Origin of the sequence: Vibrio sp. LB10LO1 (genome assembly GCF_010092875.1) — a bacterium.
Classification (GTDB): domain Bacteria; phylum Pseudomonadota; class Gammaproteobacteria; order Enterobacterales; family Vibrionaceae; genus Vibrio; species Vibrio campbellii.
Genome location: NZ_JAADJW010000009.1, coordinates 56991 through 76022, shown reverse-complemented (window position 1 = coordinate 76022; position 19032 = coordinate 56991). Strand labels below are relative to the sequence as shown.

At 44.2% G+C, this 19032-nt stretch carries 13 protein-coding genes; 8 read left to right on the top strand and 5 right to left on the bottom strand.

Features of this window, described 5'->3' with window-relative positions:
- Positions 1-83: 83 nt before the first annotated feature.
- The 3 genes from GXP65_RS08675 to GXP65_RS08665 all read right to left on the bottom strand — a co-directional run bounded on the left by GXP65_RS08675 (position 84) and on the right by GXP65_RS08665 (position 2694).
- A complete protein-coding gene (locus tag GXP65_RS08675; RefSeq protein WP_162092579.1) occupies positions 84-1085 on the bottom strand; it encodes a DUF2955 domain-containing protein in 1002 nt (333 codons plus the stop codon).
- The gene (locus GXP65_RS08670; RefSeq protein ID WP_162092578.1) at positions 1075-2181 is read right to left on the bottom strand and encodes an HlyD family secretion protein; all 1107 of its coding nucleotides are present in this window, start codon (positions 2179-2181) and stop codon (positions 1075-1077) included. Before GXP65_RS08670 ends, GXP65_RS08675 begins: the two co-directional genes overlap by 11 nt.
- Positions 2182-2466: 285 nt before the next feature.
- Positions 2467-2694 (bottom strand): glutaredoxin family protein, encoded by a 228-nt coding sequence (locus GXP65_RS08665; protein ID WP_005439862.1) that lies wholly within the window; start codon positions 2692-2694, stop codon positions 2467-2469.
- A 139-nt stretch (positions 2695-2833) separates the two neighbouring features.
- Between GXP65_RS08665 and GXP65_RS08660 the strand changes: the two genes are divergently transcribed.
- The 7 genes from GXP65_RS08660 to tsgA all read left to right on the top strand — a co-directional run bounded on the left by GXP65_RS08660 (position 2834) and on the right by tsgA (position 16554).
- Positions 2834-3349 (top strand): M48 family metallopeptidase, encoded by a 516-nt coding sequence (locus GXP65_RS08660; protein ID WP_045368921.1) that lies wholly within the window; start codon positions 2834-2836, stop codon positions 3347-3349.
- Positions 3336-4502, top strand: a complete 1167-nt coding sequence (gene rlmF, locus GXP65_RS08655) for a 23S rRNA (adenine(1618)-N(6))-methyltransferase RlmF (RefSeq protein WP_162092577.1) — start codon at positions 3336-3338, stop codon at positions 4500-4502. Before GXP65_RS08660 ends, rlmF begins: the two co-directional genes overlap by 14 nt.
- Positions 4503-4698: 196 nt before the next feature.
- A complete protein-coding gene (locus tag GXP65_RS08650) occupies positions 4699-5820 on the top strand; it encodes a diguanylate cyclase (RefSeq protein WP_162092576.1) in 1122 nt (373 codons plus the stop codon).
- Positions 5821-6117: 297 nt separating this feature from the next.
- Positions 6118-7089 carry a hypothetical protein gene (locus GXP65_RS08645; RefSeq protein WP_162092575.1) on the top strand — a complete coding sequence of 324 codons (972 nt, stop codon included), beginning with the start codon at positions 6118-6120 and terminating at the stop codon, positions 7087-7089.
- 380 nt (positions 7090-7469) lie between these two features.
- Positions 7470-14237: a TcdA/TcdB pore-forming domain-containing protein gene (locus GXP65_RS08640; protein WP_162092627.1), complete on the top strand. Its 6768-nt coding sequence runs from the start codon at positions 7470-7472 to the stop codon at positions 14235-14237.
- A gap of 356 nt (positions 14238-14593) precedes the next feature.
- Positions 14594-15301 carry a purine-nucleoside phosphorylase gene (gene deoD, locus GXP65_RS08635; protein WP_005439921.1) on the top strand — a complete coding sequence of 236 codons (708 nt, stop codon included), beginning with the start codon at positions 14594-14596 and terminating at the stop codon, positions 15299-15301.
- Positions 15302-15387: 86 nt separating this feature from the next.
- A complete protein-coding gene (gene tsgA / locus GXP65_RS08630; protein ID WP_162092574.1) occupies positions 15388-16554 on the top strand; it encodes an MFS transporter TsgA in 1167 nt (388 codons plus the stop codon).
- A 72-nt stretch (positions 16555-16626) separates the two neighbouring features.
- Here tsgA and GXP65_RS08625 read toward each other — a convergent pair whose 3' ends face one another.
- Positions 16627-17301: a Crp/Fnr family transcriptional regulator gene (locus GXP65_RS08625; protein WP_005439924.1), complete on the bottom strand. Its 675-nt coding sequence runs from the start codon at positions 17299-17301 to the stop codon at positions 16627-16629.
- Positions 17302-17310: 9 nt separating this feature from the next.
- A complete protein-coding gene (locus tag GXP65_RS08620; RefSeq protein ID WP_162092573.1) occupies positions 17311-17739 on the bottom strand; it encodes a hypothetical protein in 429 nt (142 codons plus the stop codon).
- Positions 17740-18289: 550 nt separating this feature from the next.
- Between GXP65_RS08620 and GXP65_RS08615 the strand changes: the two genes are divergently transcribed.
- Positions 18290-18961 carry a bacteriorhodopsin-like gene (locus tag GXP65_RS08615; RefSeq protein WP_346265902.1) on the top strand — a complete coding sequence of 224 codons (672 nt, stop codon included), beginning with the start codon at positions 18290-18292 and terminating at the stop codon, positions 18959-18961.
- The last annotated feature ends 71 nt before the right edge of the window (positions 18962-19032 follow it).

Below are 19032 nucleotides of genomic sequence, written 5' to 3'. Positions count from 1 at the left end.
CCAATTTGATGAAATATTCATTGCCAGTTTGCGACAATAGTGATGAAAGCTTGAGCACCACAAAGAGCCCAAGCTTAATGTGACTACGCGGTCTTCTTGTCGCGAGATTCGAAGAAATAGGTGACAAATACCATGTAGGCAACGACCAACACTAACTGCCATATTCGAACGTAAAACTTATCGTCTAGCGCTCCGCTGCTCATGGAGGTGCCCATTAACACCATAAAACCCGTAAATGCAGTGGCGTAGACTGGGGCTTTGGCGGGCTCGGTGTAAATCTTGGTCCCAAGTAACGTAATAACCACCAATATCACAAGCATGTAGATGTACATATTTGGCACCAGAGAAATGGTAACGAAGGCAGCGAAAGCGAGTAGTCCTCCTAACACATTACTGATAACAAAAAACAACGATGTCTTGCCCGCTTTGTCGCTGGTTGCCATCAGAGAAAGCAGCATGACAAACGCAACCGTGAGTAATATTTGTGACAGTTGGAAATAGAAATAAAAACAAACCAAGGGAAACGACATCATCCAAGCTCGAATCGCAGCATTCCAACGCGCTTCTTTGCTTAAGGGGGAAGGGGGGAAGCCAGCAAACTCAGGCGCATCTTTTTCAGGGAAGTAAATATGCGACACCCCGTAAAGCGCTACAGCGACGATACCAGAAAACGCAAAACCAATGCCTACGTCTAACGCGGCTTGCTTGTCGATGATGGTAACCGATGGAATCAAAATCAGAGCAATCATCAAGAAAGTGGCAAACATTACCCATTTCGGATCGGTAAACAGGTAATAGCTCCATAACATGCCCAACGAGAGGACAGTCAGAAAGGCAATTTTGTACTCTGGCAAGCCGCTCGATACCAAAAAGCCAATGACCGCGGTGGAGATCAACGCATAGCCAAGTTGTTTGACATGCAGGATATGAAACTGCGGTTTATCGACGATGAATTTTGCAGTCAACAGAGGTGTACAAAATGCCAAAGGCCAGTTAAACCATAACGCGATAAAAGTAGCCAAACCTACGGTGACAACATAGCGCAGTATTCGACGTTCTTGTGCTTGAGTCAGACTATCTAACATAAGAGAACACGCTCACTAGATTGATCCAAACCTTACCCAGAAAGTTAAATAGAGCGTTGCTCTCTGTGTAGATCACCACATCTGCTTGTCCACCGATGCGCATGAAGTCAGCCGCATGTTTATCATCGAGCTTAATGGTCACGGGCATACGTTGTGTATCGCGCAGCCAACCATTTTGATTTTTCACGGTGGCTAAGGTGCCTGGCTGATTATTCGCGCCCCATGCAACCCCTAAATCTACTGAAGATACTGTGCCAGAGAAGGTTTGTCCGGGAGCATAATCGAGTGCAACTTCAACTTTATCTCCGGCGTTAATGTTGCCCATGCTGTTTTCGCGGAAGAAGGCTTCAAGCCATAAACCGTCGCTTTCAACAAACGTCATCAAGGGAGAACCTGCCGTGGCATAAGCACCTTGCGACAAATTAAAATTGGTCACAGCGCCATCAGAAGGTGCTCGCATTGTCGTGCGTGATAAGTTCAGTTGCGCTTGTTGCAGTTCTAGTAAAGCCGATTGGATCTGAGCGTTCTCTTCACCTGCCGCTCCCACCTGAGCTTTTGCTTTTTCTAGGTTCGCTTTGGCGTTAACGACATCGGCATTCGCTTTATCAATGGCTGCGCGAGTTGTATCTGCATCTGATTTTGAAACCACGCCTTTTTCTGCCATGGCTAAAACTCGTTGACCTTGGCGTTTAGCATTTTCTTGTGCCACGAGCGCAGTGGTCAATTGAGCTTGTGCTGACATTACACCTGCCATTTGCGAGCCAACATTCTGTCCTGCGATCTTGAGCTTTGCTTCCGCTTGCTTGACCGCAATCTGGTGATCGATGGTATTGATTTGCAGCAGCACATCGCCTTTTTTGACTTCGGTATTTGGTTTAATGCTGATGTTGTCAACTTGACCAGAGACTTGAGGGATCAATGAGACGACATTGCCTTCAACACGGACATTATCGGTTGTCGGAATGATGCGATCTGCCACTATCGCTGTACCAATGGACACCATAGTGAGTGCCAATAATGCATTGGTTGTGCGCTTGACCTTATTAACCGGTTGCGGCGTCTGGCTTACTTGGTTTTCTGCTGCTGTCTCTGACATATAAACACTCACTAATGATGAAGAAAGATGGTCAGAGTTCTCCATCGACGCAAGCTATGCGCGAATTAAACTGAGACCAGTTCGTTTGAGCGTTAAAATACAATGTGTAAGGAAGTAAAAATTGCCATTATGCGACATTCGGAAATTTTGCAGAGTAGTGGTTTGAATAAGAGCGACAGACAAAGAAATAGGGCGGGCAGATAGAAAAAGAGCCTCTCTTTGGAGAAGCTCTTTAGGGTAGAGATAACGTGACTAAGTGATCAAATAAATTGATTAATATGTCACTTAGTTGCTGTACATTTTTTCAAAGTTCTTTGGATTCCAGCCAATCATGACTCGATCGCCAATCTTCAGTACAGGTACAGAACGAGCCCCCAGAGCATCGAGCTCTTTGCGTCCGCGTTGCATTTTTGCATTGCACAAGCGGTAGTTAATATTTTTCGAATCAAGATAACGTTGAGCATCTTTGCAGTGCGGGCATTTGTCTTTGACGTAAAGAACGACACGTTTCATTCAATTTCTCTCCATTATCGTCGGGAGGCGAAGTTTAGCGAGGTTTCGCAACAAAGGAAAGCTCGAAACCTAAGATGAAACTCTTGCTCATCTCAGGTATATTTAGCGCCTTTCTTTTGTCATAGCAGACTTAATACGCATGCATCCGTCACTTCGATACATTCAAGGTTATCCGCAGAACATTGTCGAGCAAGTAAGTTCACTCATCGACAGTGGTAAACTGGTGTCTTGGTTCGAAAAACGCTACCCAGATAGACACCAAATAAAAAGCGAAAAGGCACTCTACGAATACGCAATAGCGATCAAAAACCGCTACATGAAGAAAGCCGCGCCAATTAGCAAAGTGGTCTACGATAAGAAAATTCACGCGGTCAACAATGCACTTGGTTTGCATAGCGTGATCAGCCGTAACCATGGTGGCAAGCTCAAATCGAAAAATGAGATTCGCATTGCGAACGTGTTTAAAGATGCACCTGAAGCGTTACTGCGCATGCTGGTGGTACATGAGCTGGCACACACGCGTGAGAAAAACCACGACAAAGCCTTTTACCAACTGTGCTGTTATATGGAACCTGAGTATCACCAACTTGAATTTGATGCTCGTCTGTTTATGATTTACCTCGATTTAAAAGCGAATTCGAATGAAGACCAATAATCACAACGCGAAACAAGCTCAGCCAAAAACGGCCAAGTCTAAGCCGGGCAAAGATGCAACCAAGATCAAACCAAAGCGTGTGAAAAATAAACCGACAGCAAAAGCTGCAAAAAGCACAGGTCTGAAAACTAACGCCGCGAACAAAAGCAGCGATGTGGAAGTGATCAAAATTGCTAAAAGTGGATTGCATGAACGTAATGCACATCGAGGTCGTTACGATTTCAAAAAGCTAATCACAGCAGAGCCTCAGCTCAAATCATTTGTGATAAAGAATCCGAAAGGGGAAGACTCAATCAACTTCTCCGATCCAAAAGCCGTCAAGATGCTCAATAAAGCATTGCTGGCGGCGCACTATGATATTGAATATTGGGATATCCCTGATACTTACTTGTGCCCGCCAATTCCTGGGCGCGCGGATTACGTTCATCGTGCAGCCGAGTTGCTTGATGGTGAAGTAAAAGGCAAATATGCCCACCATAAAGTGCGAGCGCTTGATGTCGGTGTTGGAGCAAACTGTATTTACCCAATCGTAGGTGTGACTCAATACGGTTGGCATTACACCGGTAGCGATGTTGATCCAAAATCGATTGAATCAGCTCGAGCAATCACAGAGCGTAATGCCTCGTTAAACGGTAAGATCGAACTCGTACAACAAACCAGTGAGTCCAATATTTACCGAGGTATTATCCAGCCAAACGATCGCTACGATATTACGACTTGTAACCCGCCTTTCCATCGTTCAGCTGAAGAAGCCGCGATGGGCAGTCAACGTAAGCTGGATAATTTAAAAGCGAATCAGCGTAAGAAGGGCGTGAAGGTTCAAGCTAATCAAGCGAAAACGCCGCAAGTAAAAGCCAATAAACCAGCGCTTAACTTTGGTGGTCAAAATGCTGAGCTATGGTGTGAAGGTGGTGAAGCTGCGTTTATCCGTAAGATGGCGAACGAAAGCCAAGCATTCAGTGCACAAGTACTTTGGTTTACCACGTTAATCTCAAAGAAAGACAATGTACGCCCAATGCGCAAACAGCTTGAAAAGTTGGGTGTAAAAGCGATCCGAATCGTGGAAATGAGCCAAGGACAAAAAGTCAGCCGCTTTATCGCTTGGTCGTACATGGACAAAGCTCAGCGCAAAGCGTGGATTGAATTAAAGTAATTATTCAGAGAAAGCTAACCAAATAATTAAAAAATAGCACCACTTTATTGGTGCTATTTTTTAACAAGAAACTCATTAATTTAATAACTATAACAAGTTTATTTTCTCTTTCTGTCAAATTATATGGTAGGGCTATCAAGTTAAAATAACATGGGGTACTATCCAGTAAAGAAATAGTATTAATATATGCCCAGCAATGTCCGATAACGAACTGATCATCTTCCCTTGGAATCACAATTTTGAGACAGGGATGACAAAGATTGATGAACAACATTACCATCTATTTTTATTGGTGAACAAATTAGCCAATACGCTGATTTATGATGATCAAATCGAGGTAGATGGCGTGTTTGGTGAATTAAAAGACTATGCACAATACCATTTCTCATATGAAGAAAGCGTATGGAATGAACACTTTTCTGATGATGTTTGGAATGAAGAACATAAAAAGAGTCATGCCTCTTTTGTTGATGAAGTCATTAAAATTCAATCTGAGTCCAAAGACCTTAACTGGCAAGAATCGATTGAACATATCCTGCAGTTCTTAATTCGTTGGCTCGTATTCCATATCATCGGTGACGACAAGAAAATGAGCGTTGCAGTGAAAGCGTTGGAATCAAGCGATTCTTTAGAGATGGCCAAAGTGAATGCAGTTGATACCTTACAGGGTATTAACGGCTTAGTCGCTGATACGGTTCTCAAAATGTATTTTGAAGTTTCGACTCAATCGATTGAATTAGTAAGAGAAAAGCATCGTCGTTTCGTGGCAGAAAAAGAGTTGCGATGTCTCAATAAGAAGCTTCAAGAACTTGCTATTACTGATGAACTATCGGGTCTGTATAATCGCCGATACTTTAACATCATGACGCCAGATATCCTCTCCAAAGCACAAGCAGGCAATCAAACGGTCAGCTTTGTTTCTATTGATTTAGACTACTTCAAGCAACTTAATGATGAGCTTGGCCACCTAAAGGGCGATGAGGCCATCACCAAGGTTGGAGTGTTATTATCTTCGCAATTCAATGGTGTTGACGAAATCGCTTTTCGAATGGGCGGAGAAGAGTTTTTGATTGTGCTTGTCGGATCAGAGCATCACCGCTGCGTGAGACGTGCAGAGAAAGTTAGAGAGTCCATTGCTAAGCTTTCAATTCAGTGTGACCGTCACGAGCAGAGACACTTTTTGACGAGCTCTATTGGTGTGTATAGCCAACAATCAGAAGCTAATGTGGGTATTCGTTACTTTTTAGATAAAGTAGATAAGTGCCTATATAAAGCGAAGCTGACAGGGAGAAATAAGGTAGTTGCAGAGTGTCTATGACTTAATAGATGTGAATTGCCAGTCGTCTCTTCTAAATATCTTTCATATCAATATCCGGAATTATTTCCTTGTTTTTAATCAGGATATAATACCTGTGTTGAACCTGAATTTTCTCATAAGTTAGCTATTTATTTCATTAGTTATAGTCTTTTATATCTTTAAATTGTTTTATATTTAAATACTATGCTTATTCTTGAGCACAATCACAACTATATATATTCAATTCTATTTTAGGATTTATTCCTTGAAAGGTGAACGATAAAAAAGATAATCCACCTTCCCTTAAAGGAGGATTAAATGAATAAATACAGTATCCTAGCAGCATTAATTTTATCATCCCCAGTTTGTAGCCAGACGTTCTCTATCACTCCCTCAGTAAAAACAGGGATGCCTACCGTTTTAGAACAGCCAAATTTATATCAAGCACCTGTTTTTGATTTTTATGATTTCTCCGAAGGCTATCTAGAGCAGCGCGCTGAGTCTATTGCTGAGCTTCCTATGGCATTAAGCCATATCAACAGAGTTTGTATTCAAAATAGATTTAGTGAGATCGATAAAAGTGAAGGCTATGGTCAATCTGGTGTCTTGTTATACACCTACAAAACGGATAGCCGGGGAGAGAAGATTCATAACACAACAATAGGGGATAGAGCGCCTTTAGAAAGTATCTCTGAACACTGCTTTGATGAATCAACGTGGGTGTACAAAAACTGGCTAGACGACGGTGCAATTGCTTTTACACCGTACAGCACAAAGTTCTCTTTCCTAGAAGACGTAAGAGTGGTGGTTGATGGAGAGCTCGAATTACCAACAAATTCTACGCTGTTTGTTCAGCACTATTTTGATTTTATAAGCAAAGTGGGTTTCGACCAATCTGCCAGCTTTTATCATCCAAATGGTATAGAGAAACTTAAATCGCTCATTATCGATGGCCTTGAGAGTAACAACGAAAATATTATCACACTGAAAAATACCTCTTTTGGTGAGGATGCCTCTCTTTTCGATATTGCGTTAATGTCTAATGATGAGTTTATGAATAAACTTTTGAGCCTAGTGAAAAAGGTGAGTGGGAAAAACACCCTCAACTTTGAATCCCTGCGCATCATCAATGAATTTGAACTCGACGACAAGAAGTATATTAATGTTCAAAGAAAGGATTGGGTGTTAGGGCGGCTCATCACGGTTAATGAAGTGATTATCCTTCAAAGACTTGGTAACCAATGGCTTATTGAAATGCCTGAAAGCATTAACGATATGCTATCTAAATAAAAATATAGGCGGCAATTACTGGTATTGCCGCTTTACTAATTAAATTGTCACGATACTTCATATTCTTTCTTATGTTTACTTTATCTATCACTACTTGGCGCGCCGTTGTTAATTTGAAACTTCTAATATATTTGAGTATTTCTTAAATTTATTGAATAGCCGCAAATAGTTTGTTAATTATATAAACTCGGTTGCATTTTATAAAACTAATTATTATGAGAAAAAAACTATTAACGACAGCATTGGCTTCGGCTTTCATCAGCCCTTACTCGCTATCTAGCGAAGAAGGGAATGATATCCATATATCAAACTCAGTTTATTCGTCCTCGACTTTTGAAGAAAGGCAGTATCAAGCCGGTTTTAACGCCTTCCTAAGCGCTATGCGTAGGACGCGAGATTCAATATTAAACAGTCCAGCAAACAGACGGCTGGTATCGGATATCAAATCAACGTTGAGTAAAGAAGGGCATTGGACGGTTAAGGCTCGCCAGCAATACATATTGTTGAAGTCGAACGTACATCAAGACTTTTATGATGCTTACTCTTCAACGAAACCTCCAGTCTTGGTGCCTCTGAATGTGGAGGAGAGTGAGATTGTCTATCAAATGTTGCACCATCTCGATGCGTCTTCTTCCGATCTAACGATCAACGTTCAGGGATTTAGCGATCGCCCAATTTCAGAGGTTTCCAAGTTAAGCTTTATCAGCAGCGCGACTTCTGCCCGTTTTATTCCAGAAACGTTTTATTCTGAGCCAGAATCTCGGTCTCTTTTTACCTCTCGAATTACCCTCAATTTTACCAAAGAGTACTTACCGCAAGTGATCAGCGCTTTCGGCCATTTGTACTCTGGTGAAGTCGCAGATGTTGTCAGGCAGGCGAAAATTATGGGGCCGGCATATTTTGGCTCATTGACGGACCAAGCTGTGTTGTATCTTGAAGGTGCGGACATCAATAATGCTCAACGAGTCATCGACTTTTTAGCGCAACGTATCCCGGAACAAGCTTGGGTTGAACACACTCCATTGGGAATGGTTTCACTCGCTAAGGGCCGAAACTATTCAGAAAGTTCTCGTTTCGCTTTTTCTAGCCATGGTGGTGCAAGATCGGTTGTTGCGACCGATGCGATTCTTGAAAACCTATTTGGCGGTGAGAGCCTAGCAATCTTGTTACCTGAGGCACTCAGTGCTCATGGTTATGATCCTGCGCGTATTCCTCTGCTTGATCCTGCTTTTGATTATAAGTCTGAGCAAATGGACTCAACGAGTGCGGCTTCAGATTTTATACGCGATCCGCAACGTTTCCTCAAAGCGCATACGTTAGACGTTACGCCACTTATCGGCGAGTACTCAGCGCACAAAGGTAGGCCAATGATGCAGTCCGGTACAGATGGATTCCAATTAGGTTTTGAGAGTAAGGAAATATCGCGCAGTAACAAGTTAAGAGTGATAGGCGAACCTTTGATGGACAATATGCCTTCGTTTGTCGATGTCGCTAAGTCTGCCAGAGTCGGCCAGGTTTTAGTGGCGGCCTCCAACAATGGAGGAACGATTGTGGTGGTCGATCAAGACGCTGATCATTATCGTATTTACTTCGACAAGCGTCCGCACGCCTACGCTTTATACGATGATGTTGTTGCATTGCGAGATCTAAGTTCAGGGTATCGCGTTGGAGATGTGACCAAGTTTGATAAAGGGCTCGATGTCACCTTCTTTGTTTTTAATGAAAAAGGTTGGCAAAGCGTCGTACAGAAGCAGTCATTCAATAGTTTTAGTGATTTAGAGGTGCGTCGTACGGGCTCCACAACGGCGGTGCCTTTTATGCCAGTCGGTGAAAATTTAACGCAACTGTTTGAGCAAAATCGTACAAGCTTGCAGAAAGAGGTGCTTGAGCTGGCAAAAAGGTTTGGTTTGTCTACGGCTCAGATTGAAGACCTACCTTATGACCCAATGGAAGCGAAAGTGTTAGAAACGCACTCAAGCTTAAAGCGGTGGAATGAGCTGAGAACTCAACTGAATAAGAAGATCTCAGCGCAGAGAAAATCGCTTGCTAGACAAAGAATTGCTGAGCTCGCCAAGTTAAAACTACCCGGTAACTCAAATAACGCACAATCGATGAAGAAGCTATCGTTACTGCGTGCCAGCTTGTTGGAGTTAGACAACAACGCAAAATCACTGATTACCTTGTCTGAGCAGGTCGATCAGATGTGGCTAAACGTACAACAAAAGTCAGAAAATGGCCTAGGGCAGCTCATTGTTACAGACAACAGCCTAAGGACTGGCAATTTTGATAAGGGCCAAATACACCAACGTTTCTTGGTAAAAGAGAGAGCAATAAAAGATCTATCAGGCAGTAAAAAAGCCGCTTACGAAGACGGGTACAATAATTTTGAAGCGATCTGGCTTCCTGATTACGACGATTCAATGACTCTGACGCAAAAGCAGCTATTGCTATTGGGATCTAATGATCTCGATGCTCGGCAGCAAGGAGCGCTAATCAGGCGAATCAGCAATCAGATTACCAAAGAGAACATCACGAAGAACTTAGATTTTACCGCTAAGTTTAATCGAGAAATGTCTCGTTTAGGTGGCCGAGTCGTCGCGAGCCTACCTCAAGGGTTTGTGCTGACGCTGATGGGTGATGGTAGTGGGCGTTGTTACCCTCTGGTGCGCGCGATGTCTGTTGCGATGTCTAGGGGGACAGAGTCTATCCGAAACTTTTCTGACAAGCTGTTTATCGGTGCGGCAAACCCACATGATGCGGAAAGCCATTTCTTATTAGATGCACTACGAAACCTGCACTCGAATTATGAAGCGAGAGAAAGCAGCCAAATGATCGGCCAACTCGATATTGCGGGCATTATAGCGGCCGTAAACCGTGGGCTCTCTGAGCAAGGACAGGTCTCACTGGCGGTCAATACGAGTACACATTCAGTTGGTGTTGCTGCGATCAATGATATGGGACAGAAGCGCTTTTACTTTTACGATCCTAACTTTGCTGTTGTTGAATTCTCTTCGTTGAAATCTCTCAAAAAAGCGTTAGAAGCACATTTCGTGATGCATGAGATGGCGGAGTACTATCTATCAATGGGGACCAAGGCAAACCCTGAATTCAATGTGTTAGCGATTGATACATCCAAAATGTCTCTAGTAGAAATTTTACCCAGTCAGCAGGTTTTCGACCTCTCTTCTTCAGAGCCGCTTAGCCCGGTGGGAGATGGAGATTCTATCGTTACTGTGAGCGACGAGGATTCCATTGTCACTATTGATGATGATGCATCGATCATGACGATTGACGATGATGAGTCTATTATCGTTTTAGAAAACTCAGAGAGCAGAGTACAACAGGATCTCGCTCTGAGAATGAATCTAACCAAAGTTAAAGCTTATGAGCATGCCAGCCTATTATCTAACGCTGTAGAACGTGCGAGAACTCAGTATCGATTGCCAGAAGAGTGGTTACCAGTGATAGGGAGCATCGAGGAGTCATCTCCCGGATATTCCGCTATCACTTTTGTTTCACCAGATGGGGCAATGGAACAAAGGGTACAAATTCAAGGGCGAGAGTTGGTCCAAGTGAGTGAGTATCTCCATGAGCAATATGCCAACGTTAAGGCTCGCTTTGATCTTCGCACTGGCCAACGTGTTCCAACCTTTGAATTTGAAGACGTGCAAGGATTCGATGGTTTGAATGCAGGTTTTGCGGTTCAGTCGGTTATCACTTGGTTTCAAAACGAAAAAAGAAGCCAAATCTCGGGCGAGAAAAGCAGTGCCTTACAGAAAGCGCTGGAGATTCACAGCTACGTCATGGCAGGACAAATCTCCCACGGCCTTCTGATGGATGCTCAGCACATGGTGAATTTATTTAAAGTTGCCGCTGCTACCGATGCTGAGCTTGTTAACGCTACAGTAAACAGCCTATCAGGTATTGCGAATCAAGGCGTTGGATTGGTATTTGGGGCTGTGAATGTCAGTTTGAGCGCTTATGAACTTGCCCATGCGCAAAATGCTCAACAACAAGCAATCTTCGGGACTCAGCTTGGTTTCAATGCGGTCGGCACTGCTATCGGCGGGGCCGCTTTGGGCGCTGGTATTGCGGGAGCTTCTACGACTGCTTTAGTACTAGGAGAAGCTGGAGCTATCGTCGGTGGTTTAGCGGTTGGCTTTACCGCGTTGGCTGAAGCTTTTGGTGATATTGCGATGGATGCGCAACAAGTAGGACGCTACTTCTATCAAGTCGATCATGCTTACCGTGAAGGTGGATACCGTTATGATGCCGAGAAGAACGTTTTGTTGCCAATTCCTGGCGCGGTCATTAACCAAATTGATTTATCAAACGGGCAAATAGAGCTTGGTAGCCAAGCCCTTTACTCTTCTAAGCATGGTAAAACCGGGTCCGGTTGGTTGAACTACTTCTTTTGGGCGGGCGATCTACCAAAAGCATTGAGAAACAAGTCTAAGGCTTTACCGCTAAGAGAGCGCCTAGGTTATGGCTCGTACTCTGGTATCGATGCCCACAGCTCCACATTAGTGCTGCCCGCAACAGGCAAGTCGTACATCGATTATGACTATGAAATCCTACCAGGCTCGACCACTAGGAACGACCAAGGATTCAGTATATTAAGATCGCTTGAAACGCATCTTGATTTCGACTTCGACTTTTACGTTTTCCCATCGGAATATGTCATACGCACTATGCGAGAGCAGTTCGTTCCGCACACGGTATCCGTAAAGCTGGGGGCTATGGAGCGTATTGTTGTCACGCCAGAGATTAAAGAACTTGGTTTGAGAAAGCTGACTTACCATTTGAGTGCTGAATCGGGTAAACAAGAATTGATTGTACAGCCACACGCGAAGTTCGTGCTTTCAGAAGACTCTGCAGTATCGGTCAAGTGGGTGGTTGACGCGAGAGCTATTAAGGGAGCCACACCTGAAGTGACGAATGGAGTGTTGAAAATTGGCACCGTCACCCTTGATATCTCCTCGTTGAGCGAGTCAGTTGTCGAAGTGTTTACAGACCAAGGTGAAATCTGGCAAGTGGAAGACTTAACACTGTCGTTGATCGCGACAGACGCTCAAAAAGAAGAGAGCAGCTCTCATGTGATTGAGCACCTTGAAGCGTTAGCTGAAAAGCATCAGCTCCTTGGTGATTATGTTGTTATCAATAATTATGAAGAAGCCGGAGAACCTCTCGGCACCGCTTATTACGACATTAATAATGATCGTGTGATAGTGAGCCGTGATGTTTCTGTTGAACTCTCGCAGCAAGCGCAATTGCTAACGGCAACCAGTGATGAAGCTTGGCTGTTTAATCAGCAGTATGGCTTATTATGGAAAGTTGATATTGCCCCTGGCGAGATGACGGGCTTTTACACGTTATTCCAGCCGTCTAGGCCTTCTATCTCTGTCAGCTTCAATGCTTGGACGGAGGCGAACGTTGTTCATGTTGCTGCCACGTATCATATGCCTGATCAGTCGCAAATTAAATACCTGTACCGTTTAACGGAAGGCGGGTTAATGCTGACAGACATTCATGGCAATGAGCGGTTGTACCAAGCTCTTGTTGCGCCAGTCGATTCGGATCACAGACGCTTAATCTCGGATTCCATGAGCTCGAGCGAATTTGCACCATTTGATCTTTCGGCTTACGAGAAAATGCCAACACAACTGGCTGATACCGTTGAAGTTGCCGTTGAAGGTGAAACGCCAGTATGGAGCATTGTTGGTAAAGAAAAGGCAACAGTCGTGAGCACGTTACCTGCTATGGAAGAGCTCAAGCTGCTGCTTGTCGATGAGGATGTCGCGTATTTCTATAGTGAGAAAGAACAATCTATTTACCTTCAAAAAGAGGGACGAATTAAAAACGTTACTCTAAAAGAAGGTGACAAGGTTACTGCCCACGAGCATGTCTATATCGCGAGTGACAATGGCGAAATTCATGTGTTAACGCCTGAAGGTACGAAAAGCCTGATCGCAATTAACCAGCAATGGATGGATCAGTATCAGTACAACTGGCAAGATACGTTGGTGACCAAATTTAATGGCGCCAAACATCAGCTTATGATTTTTGGATTGTCAGATTTTGATGGTAAAGCTCTAAAAGCGTGGTATCTGCCGTCAAGTGAGCAGTTTGTTTTAATACCAAACCAATGGAACGATAAGCAACTAAAACTGGTTGGCAAGAAAGACGACCAATCTGTTTGGTTGTTTGAGCCAATGACAGGCAAGTTATATGCCCAGCCTTCTTTCTCTTTAGAACAAATGTATAACTTTACAACGGACTTCCGATTCATTGCCGACGGACAACTGACTGAGCCTGTTGAGTTTGACTTGATTGGCGAGGCTTTGACGGATGTTTATGTGAGTCATGACGGTTATCGAGCGGAAACAGAGAGCGGATTGGTGTTTGAGTTGACGGCGAATGAACCGCCAAAGCTCGTCGAAGTCAGTGAACATTGGCTGATAGAGAACGAGGGGATGCTAAACACTTTATCAGAACGTGTTGAAACGGGGGCCGTGATTCACCTAGGCAAAAACAGTGATCGCTGGCTTGTGGTCGCAACGGGCAAAGAGATTCGTCTCGGCAAATCAGGACAAGCGATTTGGATTGGCTCGGTGGAAGGCCCTGTAGTGCGTGAACTGTTCTTCGTACCAGAAACCAATGAGCTGATTCAATCCGATGATCAACAAGGGAGTATCTCGCTAGGAAGCTACCAAGATGTGTTTAGAACTGGCGATGCTTGGTCACTCATTTCGGAGCCTACTCGTGGTGAGCTGATTGAAGTGGTCAAACTCGAAGGGACAGATGCTATTGTTCTTTCGACATCGGGCCGCAGTAATGGTTACGACATAAATGATGCTATTGGTAGCTACAAACAAGTGTTCATCAACGATAACAGCCATGCTTCGTTTATTGACTTATCTGACTTTGATCGTGACCAAGTTGTCATCCAACACGAAGGAAACCGGCTGAAATTGGTGATCGCTAACAGTACATATGTCGTGATTGAAGAGGCAGAACGCGCCTCGAAGAATAAATTAGCGTTGAGGTTCGCAGGTGATGCGCAGCCTGTACGACTTATCTACATAATTTCAGCGCTTGATGCCCGTAGTATCGATGGCATTGTTGAAATGAGCGAACTAGATTTGTAGGGAGTCAACTTTGCTTAACATTTAAAGCCCCGAAAGGGGCTTTTTTATGTCTTAAATCTGCATCCTTTCGATTACATGGATTTCAATGTCAAAAATCCCGTGAATGACAGGCATCTCTTGCAATCATGTGAGCGGCTCCCTGTTCCTGTTACTCTACTTACCTTTGATTTGAAATCGACATCAGATGTTAGTGCCGAAATGCAGTCACATGGGCTAGGCACTATTCACACAACTGTGCAAATATTTACTGTTTACTCAGTTATGAGAGCTCGTACTTTCAAACCGGACTTTTGTCCTGAAACTTTGTCGACTTTCCTCATTATGATTGCGCCATCAGAACGAACGAGGAAAACATTATGACTGCTCATATCGCAGGTTCTGCAGAAGATTTTGCTTCAACTGTTATCATGCCGGGCGATCCGCTGCGTGCGAAATACATCGCTGAAACCTACCTAGATGATGCCAAGTTGGTTACGGACATTCGTAACATGCTGGGTTACACCGGTTACTATAAAGGCCAGCGCATTTCAGTCATGGGGCATGGCATGGGCATCCCATCAATGGTGCTTTACGGTCACGAGCTGATTAATGACTTTGGTGTGAAACGCATCATCCGAATCGGTAGTATCGGTGCGACGCAAAAAGACGTTCACATGCGTGACGTTATTCTAGCCCAAGCAGCAGGCACCGATTCACCGACGAATGCTAAGCGCAGCAGTGGCTACCACATGGCAACGTCTGCAACGTTTGAACTGCTGCACAACGCTTACATGTCTGCGAAAGAGAAGGGCATTGATGTCAAAGTGGGTAACATCTTCACTGGCGATCTTTACTACGATCCAGATGAAGACATGATCCCAGCCCTAGAGCGCTTTGGTGTGCTTGGTGTGGATATGGAAGTGGCGGGCTTGTACGGCTTGGCACACCAATTCGGCATTGAATCGCTGGCGATTTTGACCGTGTCTGATCACTGCATTACTGGCGAAGAAACCACAGCAGAAGAGCGTCAGCTTTCTTTCAACAACATGATTGAAATTGCGCTAGAAACTGCGATTAAAGCTTAACCCTACAATTAAGTTTTCTTTGAGAGCTGGCTCGCTGGCTCTCTCTAATACTAAGAACATCTATCTATGAGCCCTTGGAGTGAATTATGAAAAATAAAATAACACTCACCGCAATTAGCTTTCTCGCCAACTTCATTATGGCGGGTTTTGCGACCCAATTTGGTATGTTGGTTGAACCGCTTGCCAACACCTTTGATGCGAACGTTAACGAAGTCGCATCGATTTTCTCGCTATTAAACGGCGGCGCACTTGCCGGTACGATCGCGGCTTTCTTTTTGATTGAAAAAATCGGCATTAAACGCATGACCGTATTGTGTTACGGCGCGATTGCCGCAGCGGCACTGAGTCTATACGTCGCGCCTTCTCTGTTTATCGTGATGCTTGGCATGACGGTGATTGGTTTCTGTGGCGGTGTCGGTCTCTGTATCGCGGGTACTATCGTGGTATCGGTATGGAAAGACAAAATTCAAAGCACCATGCTGGTGGTTCAAGACGCGACCTTTAACATTGCAGGCGTCATCTTCCCATTGATCACTACTTACGCGCTGACGAACGCAATGAACTGGAGCATCAGTTACCTAAGCGTGGGCGTTGTGGCGTTGGCAACCATGTTTGTTGCTTTGCTGACTAACTTTAACCAATGTGGTGGTGAAAGCGGCTCTGAACAAGAAGCAAAATCTGAATGGAACTTCGGCATCATCAGCGGTGGCGTAGGTTTGTTCCTAGGTATGCTTGCGCTGTACACCTTCCTAACTTGGGCACCAATGTTCGTAAAAGAGAAGTTTGATATCCCATTTGAGCAAGCGGGCAACATCATCACTCAATACTGGTCTGCCGCTCTGGTTGGTGCGTTGGTTTCTACCGTGATTGTTTCACGCATGAAGATTCAAACTTTTCTACTGACGATCATCTCTGTTGCTATGGTGATCACCAGCGTTATCGTTACTACGGATAAACTAGAATGGCTGTCATACCTGACTTACGGTTACGGCTTTGCTTGTGCAGCGCTTTACAATGCTTTCATCGCTTATGGTGTATCGTTTGTGCGCAATGCAACCAGTAAGAACGTGTCTTACATCTTAATCAGCGGTAGTGCGGGCGCGATGTTCAGCCCAGCCATCAGTTCGGTAATGGAAAGCGTGGTTGGTCTGCAAACCGTGATGTACGTCATCCCAGTTATCTACGCAGCAGTCGTCGCAATGCTGGTGGTTTCAATGAAGTTTAAGACAGTAGAGCAAACGCAAACCGCTTAAATGAAGTTAAGTAAGAGAACAAAAAGGTCTGCACTGTGCAGACCTTTTCTCGTTTATAAGTGAAGAACTCAGCTATTCTTCAACAAAATTACGCAGTCCGTCCAAGTCGAGAATACGTAGTCCTTTCTTTTCTTTAGCGATAAAGCCTTTGTTTTCAAGCTCTTTCACCGCGCGGCGATAAACACGATCTGAGGTGGCAAATCGCTCCGCTTCCAAATAGTTCTTTTGGAACCCATCCACTGGAAGATCATTTAAATACTGATGATAGATGTCGTATGCCACGTTGTAGGTGATTGGGTAGAGTAATCGGCGAGAAAGAATCTCCACCGTATCTTGGTAATCAATCGCGATGGCGCTGGCAAAGTAAAGCGACAGTCGAGGCTGTTCTAACAGGCATTTTTGCAGCTTTTGCGCGTCAATAATCGCAACTTCAACCGGTTCTACCGGAACGATGTCCATTTGGCAGCGATAGCCAGTAAAGAACTCCATTTCACCAAAGACTTGTTGTTCACACTCAAGCGTACCAAGCAGAAAGGTTTTGCCGTTTCTTGCTGTGACACCCATGGAGATACGACCGGAATCGACCAGATATAAGTTTTCGACATGCTCACCTTGGGTGAGGAGCTTTTCGTTTTCATCAAAAATTCGGCGCGTACAGATGCAATCTCGGATCGTTTTTTCGATGAGATGTTTATCTTCACTCCATTGCGCCTCAAAGCGTCCTTTACCTAGGGTTTGTAATTGCATCGACGTACCTTAAATGACAATTCTGGCGAGCTCAAAACGTGCCATTAATGGCTTGCTCTCTTGTTGATACCAACTTGCTGGCATGTTGGGTTTAAGCTGGGCTTTTTCTTGTTTGCTGATCACAACATAGCGTAAAAATGTGTCGAGTGTGCTCGCCATCATTTCAAAGCTCATATCGCTATCTTTACTGATGGTTTTTAATAGTCCAACGACCGTATCTTCCGGTATCAATGGTTCTATAACCGCATGTTTGCGCTCGGTAATCGCCTTAGAACAAGGTATTGAAGCACGGGCAGTTTCCCAGCACACTTTATTGGTTTTACTCACGAGGTTGTGTTTGTAGCAGTAATAGCTAAACAAAAAGCGTGACAGGTTCTGCCAGCGCTCAGCTTGGACTTCTAACCAAAGGTGTTGCAGCTCGATATCAGCGTCAGTCATGGGAATGCGTCAGAAAAGAAAAAGAGGGCGTAGTGTAACTCGGTTTGAGGTCGACTCCAAAAAGACCGCAGGAATAAAATAGAAAGATGCCCTACACAAGTCTGAGCTTAGGTAGGGCGTTAACGTTAAATGAGCATGCTACGAACATTTTAACAAATTAGAATTGACCGAGATATTGATTAGGATCTCGCAGGTAATAATGGCCTAGAAGATTGGCTCTACGCTTCTATTTGGTAGATTTTGGAGTTACGAAGTCCTCTCTGGACAACGTGATTATGTCAACTATTATTTTTTTGAGCATTACTTATTGATCATTCAAAGTAATTTTTTCGTAACCAATTCTGAGAAGCGAGATAGTTTTAAACGTGTGGTCCTCGCAAAACCAACGGCAACAAGTGAGACTATTATGGAAAATCTGGTTAAAAATTTTATACCGCTCCTTAAATGGAATCGTAAGCGTAACTTGCATTTCAATATAATATTGGCCGCAGCCGTTATAGTTTTCCCTAATGCAGCAAATGCGGCAGCCAATTTGCAACCCAATGACTTTGTGGGTATTTCCTTCTGGCTAATCTCGATGGCCTTGATGGCTTCAACTGTTTTCTTCTTGTGGGAAACTCAGGGAGTAACAGCGAAGTGGAAGACATCATTGACCGTTTCTGCATTGGTCACTTTGATAGCCGCAGTTCATTATTTCTATATGAGGGATGTTTGGGTCGCTACAGGCGAAACTCCAACTGTCTACCGCTATATTGATTGGCTACTTACCGTCCCACTGCTGATGATTGAGTTTTACCTCATACTTCGTGCTATAGGTGCAGCCTCCGCTGGTATATTCTGGCGCCTTTTCGTTGGTACCTTGGTTATGTTAATTGCAGGCTTTTTGGGTGAAGTCGGTTATATCAGTGTTACAGTGGGTTTCGTCATCGGTATGCTGGGGTGGTTCTACATTCTGTACGAAATATTCCTCGGTGAAGCAGGCAGAGCAGCGAAGCATCAAGCTAGCGACTCAGTGAAATTTGCTTACAACCTAATGCGTTGGATCGTGACCGTTGGTTGGGCGATTTATCCTCTAGGCTACGTTTTGGGGTACATGATGGGAGCGGTTGATGAAGCTTCTCTGAACTTAGTGTACAACCTAGCTGACGTAGTAAATAAAATTGCGTTTGGCCTGCTAATCTGGTACGCAGCGACTTCGGAAAGTCAAGACGCCAAGGCATAACACGCGGTCTTCAAACCCATACGAACGGGGGGCTTTGCTCCCTGATTCTTATCTGCAATTACTTGGATGAA

Bases quoted from the DNA above. Each gene is read 5' to 3' on its own strand.
- rlmF (WP_162092577.1), top strand. From the start codon at position 3,336: ATGAAGACCAATAATCACAACGCGAAACAAGCTCAGCCAAAAACGGCC.
- GXP65_RS08625 (WP_005439924.1), bottom strand. From the start codon at position 17,301: ATGCAATTACAAACCCTAGGTAAAGGACGCTTTGAGGCGCAATGGAGT.
- GXP65_RS08620 (WP_162092573.1), bottom strand. From the start codon at position 17,739: ATGACTGACGCTGATATCGAGCTGCAACACCTTTGGTTAGAAGTCCAA.
- GXP65_RS08675 (WP_162092579.1), bottom strand. From the start codon at position 1,085: ATGTTAGATAGTCTGACTCAAGCACAAGAACGTCGAATACTGCGCTAT.
- deoD (WP_005439921.1), top strand. From the start codon at position 14,594: ATGACTGCTCATATCGCAGGTTCTGCAGAAGATTTTGCTTCAACTGTT.
- GXP65_RS08645 (WP_162092575.1), top strand. From the start codon at position 6,118: ATGAATAAATACAGTATCCTAGCAGCATTAATTTTATCATCCCCAGTT.
- GXP65_RS08670 (WP_162092578.1), bottom strand. From the start codon at position 2,181: ATGTCAGAGACAGCAGCAGAAAACCAAGTAAGCCAGACGCCGCAACCG.
- GXP65_RS08640 (WP_162092627.1), top strand. From the start codon at position 7,470: ATGCGTAGGACGCGAGATTCAATATTAAACAGTCCAGCAAACAGACGG.
- tsgA (WP_162092574.1), top strand. From the start codon at position 15,388: ATGAAAAATAAAATAACACTCACCGCAATTAGCTTTCTCGCCAACTTC.
- GXP65_RS08650 (WP_162092576.1), top strand. From the start codon at position 4,699: ATGTCCGATAACGAACTGATCATCTTCCCTTGGAATCACAATTTTGAG.
- GXP65_RS08660 (WP_045368921.1), top strand. From the start codon at position 2,834: ATGCATCCGTCACTTCGATACATTCAAGGTTATCCGCAGAACATTGTC.
- GXP65_RS08665 (WP_005439862.1), bottom strand. From the start codon at position 2,694: ATGAAACGTGTCGTTCTTTACGTCAAAGACAAATGCCCGCACTGCAAA.